The organism is Deltaproteobacteria bacterium, assembly GCA_019308925.1.
Taxonomy (GTDB): domain Bacteria; phylum Desulfobacterota; class B13-G15; order B13-G15; family RBG-16-54-18; genus JAFDHG01.
Map to the genome: position 1 here is coordinate 1 of JAFDHG010000104.1, position 3,712 is coordinate 3,712.

Below are 3,712 nucleotides of genomic sequence, written 5' to 3' on the forward strand. Positions count from 1 at the left end.
TTGGTCCCTTCGCTGATAGTAATGGGGCGCTCGGTTGTATCCCGAAGGGTCAAACAGGGAACCCCTAATACAGTGGTCTCTTCTTGGATCCCCCCTGAGTCGGTGAGGACAAATCGTGCCGAGATCATCAAGCTCAAAAAATCCAAATATCCCAAAGGGTCAAAACCATGGATGCCAGGGGATGATAACTCAGCTACTTGGTCGATATCATGGAAGAGGATTTTATCTTGCAGATTAAAGAGGCCAAGCTGTTTTTGTGTACGGGGGTGTATGGGAAATATGATGGGTATCTTTGGGGCAATTAATTCTAAGGCCGACAAGATCTTCTGCAGGGATTGCCGGTTGTCCACATTGCTCGGACGATGAAGGGTAAGGAGGGCATAAGGGACGACAGAATTGGGGGAAGGGGATGATCCTTTTAAAAGACCTAATCGAGCAAGGATATCTGATTTTTTCGCCTCATCCAAGTGAAAGAGGAGGCTATCAACCATAATATCCCCTACTTGATATATCCTTCCTGCAGGGACTCCCTCCTTTAAAAGATTCTCATCTGCATCGGGGGAAGGGGTAAAAAGATAGGTGGAGAGGGCGTCAGTGACCAGGCGATTGATCTCTTCGGGCATACTCCGATCAAAGGAGCGCAGACCTGCCTCGACATGAGCCACAGGGATATTCAATTTTACCGAAACCAAAGTGCAGGCGAGGGTGGAGTTCACATCCCCTACGACTACCACCAAATCGGGACCTTCCTGCAAGAGGACTTTCTCGAACTCCATCATCACCTTTCCGGTCTGTTCTGCATGGGTGCCCGAACCCACCCCCAGATAGATATGGGGTTGAGGGAGTTTGAGATCCTTAAAAAAGGAGTCGGACATGTTGAAGTCATAGTGTTGCCCGGTATGAACCAAAAGATAGTCTATCCTTCCCCCTTCTGACGGGACAGAAGCATTGTATTCTTCTATCGCCCGCACCAGCGGGGCCACCTTCATAAAGTTGGGACGTGCCCCTGCTGCTAAGATTATCTTCATTGCAAAATAATCAGTAGTTTCGTGGTTGTCAGTAATTTCGAGGTCGCATCTTTAACATTGACCGTTTTACATTGAGTCTCCCTTTGCCCCACTTCTTATCCTTTCCATAATACCCCAGGACCAGCACCTGGGTACCCCATATGGCCTGCTTTCTTTATCAGTTTTTCTTCGAGAACCAGATTCTCAGTGAAGAATAATAGAAGGGGTCGCATCTTTAATATTGACAACTTTGCCGCTCCTTTACCTTCCTTCCCTCGGTTGCGCTCTGCATAAAAATTATCCCCTCAGGGTTTGTTCCGTTCGAGGACCTCCTTACCTTGGACATGGAGAAAGGGCTTTAAACTTTCTTTAGCATCACTTATTCAGCCTTCTCACTCTATACCTCCCAGGTTCTACAACACAAAAGCACCCCTTTAGTTCATCTTCTCTATACTTTTCTAAAACAGTGGCCAACTCATCATGGATCAGCCCAATATGCGAGGGACTTCCCTTTAAAAGAATGAGGCCTACAGACTCCTTTTCCAAAAACACGAGGGCCCCAAAGTCCTTATTCCGGGTCATAAATATCCGCTCCATTTCTTTTGCCTTTTCTAATAAAGATGAATCAGTAGCCCGCTCAAGACCAAGTTGTTTAATGCGAACTACATCGTGTCCTTATTAGCCGGCTTTAGTTATGTAAACTTCTTCTGAACTTATGATGTCCAACGCATATTTGACGCAAGCCTTGACATCCTCAATGCTCAAATTTGGATAATACTTCTCAACAATCTCACTAAACAGAGTCCCTTCTTGAACCAGCTCCAATACATCTTGGACTTTTATTCTTGTGCCAGCTATGCACGGTTTGCCAAGGTGCACATTTGGGTCAACTACAATCTTGGCCTTTTGCATGACTTCACACCTCCCAAAGTCTTTTCATCAACATAGTCGTCAAATGGGTCGCATCTTTAATATGGACAACCCTTCATCAGAGCGCCATTCCATCCCGCCTGCTGTTTAAGCCCAAAGGTGCCTAACGTACCAGGCCTGAGAGGATGACCCAGACCCCTCCCCCCCCGGAGGACCTGGGTTGGGAGAGAAGGAAAAGGAGCGTCTTGGGGTACCATGCCCTGGACACTCTATTATTCAGAGATTGAATTCATAAATTGAATTCTAAAGGGCCTTTGCCCACTTGTCAACCCCCTTGTTGCCCCTTTGAACTCTCGGCGGCACTAGAAGCCCCTCATTATCGCAGTAGCTCAAGGTACCGTTTTGACGTCCGTCAAACAGATAAGTCCTCCAATTTCATTCTTATCAATTCCTCTATGGAATCGGCAGTTTTTATGGCTCCTTCTAATTCTTCAAGGGTGTACTCCACCTCATAGCCAACTGGATACCTACTCTCAATATAAAAGTCTGTGATCTTCTCCATTGCAGGGATAAACTGCTCAAAAGATTTATCAAATCGACATGCTTCTCTAATCAGTCTAACCAAATCGTGTATCTTCTCCAGTTCCCAGCCATTAGAAATGAGAAATCCCTTAAGATATTTTTCAATTGATTGATGAACAAAATACGCTACATCTTCAAGAGGTCTTCTGTTTTCGAAAAGAAATTTCGCTTCATCCAAATCCTTCTCGGCTTTCGAAAACCATTCCTTGACCTCTTGGTTAACCATAGAGTACTTCACCCTTTTTGAATATCTTAGAGATAAAACTGTCACCGATTCTCAGCCTTTCCGCAATCTCCTCTGGGGTATAAACTAAAATATCAATACCAATAAGGGCATTTTCCTCACTAATCATCCTTCTCACAGTCAAAGATCTCTCTCTGTGTTTTAATTTTGTCTTTTTTACGATGAGTAAATCTACATCACTATCCTTCGTTGGCTTGGCCCATGCAAAAGAGCCGAAGAGTATAATTTTCTGAGGTTTGTAGTATTTCTTTATTTTTTCGATGGCTCTAACGATTATCTCTCTTTTCTCATTGCTCATTCTCGCTTCTCCCAGGAGGGGCAATTGGGGTCGCATCTTTAACAGTGACCGTTTTACATTGAGTCTCCCTTTGCCCCACTTCTTATCCTTTCCATAATACCCCAGGACCAGCACCCGGGTACCCCATATGGCCTGCTCTTTAATCCCGACCTTCCACCTACAATCCATGGCCTGCTTTCTTTATCAGTTTTTCTTCGAGAACCAGATTCTCAGTGGAAATATTGAAAATATCAGCCAAAGAGTACCTTTCTGTAGCGTCTAATACCTCTAACCCAATCAGCTTTCCATTTTCATCTAGGTCAAGGTTCAATCCTTCCTCTATTTCCACCGTTCGAGCTACATATTTTTCTTGTAGACGGATATAAAGGACATCAACTTCTCTATCATATTCTATCCTCATTTTTTTATTCTCCTTTTGCTATCGTTGTAATCACGATTATCTCGCCATCTACAGGCTTATAACCCAAGTTTGACACGAAAGGCAATATTTTAGCACCCTCGATCCAATAAAATCAATACCTTGCGGGCAGAAAGACTGTTAAAATACATAGTGTAACTTTTTGAGATAAATACATCTTTTTTCTTGATTTTATATAGTTATTCTCCTATAATTATATTAGTGTAGATTTTAATTATAGGAGGATACCATGTTTATCCGTAAACTTATACAAAAGAAGGGTGGGAAAGTCTATACCTATCTAAAGTTAGTGG

6 protein-coding genes are annotated in these 3,712 nt (G+C 43.5%); all 6 read right to left on the reverse strand.

Annotated features, from left to right (window positions below; translation table 11 throughout):
- Positions 1 to 1,028 (reverse strand): UDP-N-acetylglucosamine 2-epimerase (non-hydrolyzing) (wecB, locus tag JRI46_12245; protein ID MBW2040335.1); only part of this gene is annotated, 1,028 nt, incomplete at its 3' end.
- Positions 1,029 to 1,382: 354 nt separating this feature from the next.
- A complete protein-coding gene (locus JRI46_12250; protein ID MBW2040336.1) occupies positions 1,383 to 1,664 on the reverse strand; it encodes a DUF5615 family PIN-like protein in 282 nt (93 codons plus the stop codon).
- 21 nt (positions 1,665 to 1,685) lie between these two features.
- Positions 1,686 to 1,919: a DUF433 domain-containing protein gene (locus tag JRI46_12255; protein ID MBW2040337.1), complete on the reverse strand. Its 234-nt coding sequence runs from the start codon at positions 1,917 to 1,919 to the stop codon at positions 1,686 to 1,688.
- Positions 1,920 to 2,289: 370 nt separating this feature from the next.
- A complete protein-coding gene (locus tag JRI46_12260; protein ID MBW2040338.1) occupies positions 2,290 to 2,685 on the reverse strand; it encodes a HEPN domain-containing protein in 396 nt (131 codons plus the stop codon).
- A complete protein-coding gene (locus JRI46_12265; protein MBW2040339.1) occupies positions 2,678 to 3,001 on the reverse strand; it encodes a nucleotidyltransferase domain-containing protein in 324 nt (107 codons plus the stop codon). Before JRI46_12265 ends, JRI46_12260 begins: the two co-directional genes overlap by 8 nt.
- 157 nt (positions 3,002 to 3,158) lie before the next feature.
- The gene (locus JRI46_12270) at positions 3,159 to 3,401 is read right to left on the reverse strand and encodes a DUF2283 domain-containing protein (protein ID MBW2040340.1); all 243 of its coding nucleotides are present in this window, start codon (positions 3,399 to 3,401) and stop codon (positions 3,159 to 3,161) included.
- Between the last annotated feature and the right edge of the window lie 311 nt (positions 3,402 to 3,712).

Excerpts from the sequence above, each read along its gene's own strand:
- JRI46_12255 (MBW2040337.1), bottom strand. The coding sequence starts at position 1,919 with ATGCAAAAGGCCAAGATTGTAGTTGACCCAAATGTGCACCTTGGCAAA.
- JRI46_12270 (MBW2040340.1), bottom strand. The coding sequence starts at position 3,401 with ATGAGGATAGAATATGATAGAGAAGTTGATGTCCTTTATATCCGTCTA.
- JRI46_12265 (MBW2040339.1), bottom strand. The coding sequence starts at position 3,001 with ATGAGCAATGAGAAAAGAGAGATAATCGTTAGAGCCATCGAAAAAATA.
- JRI46_12260 (MBW2040338.1), bottom strand. The coding sequence starts at position 2,685 with ATGGTTAACCAAGAGGTCAAGGAATGGTTTTCGAAAGCCGAGAAGGAT.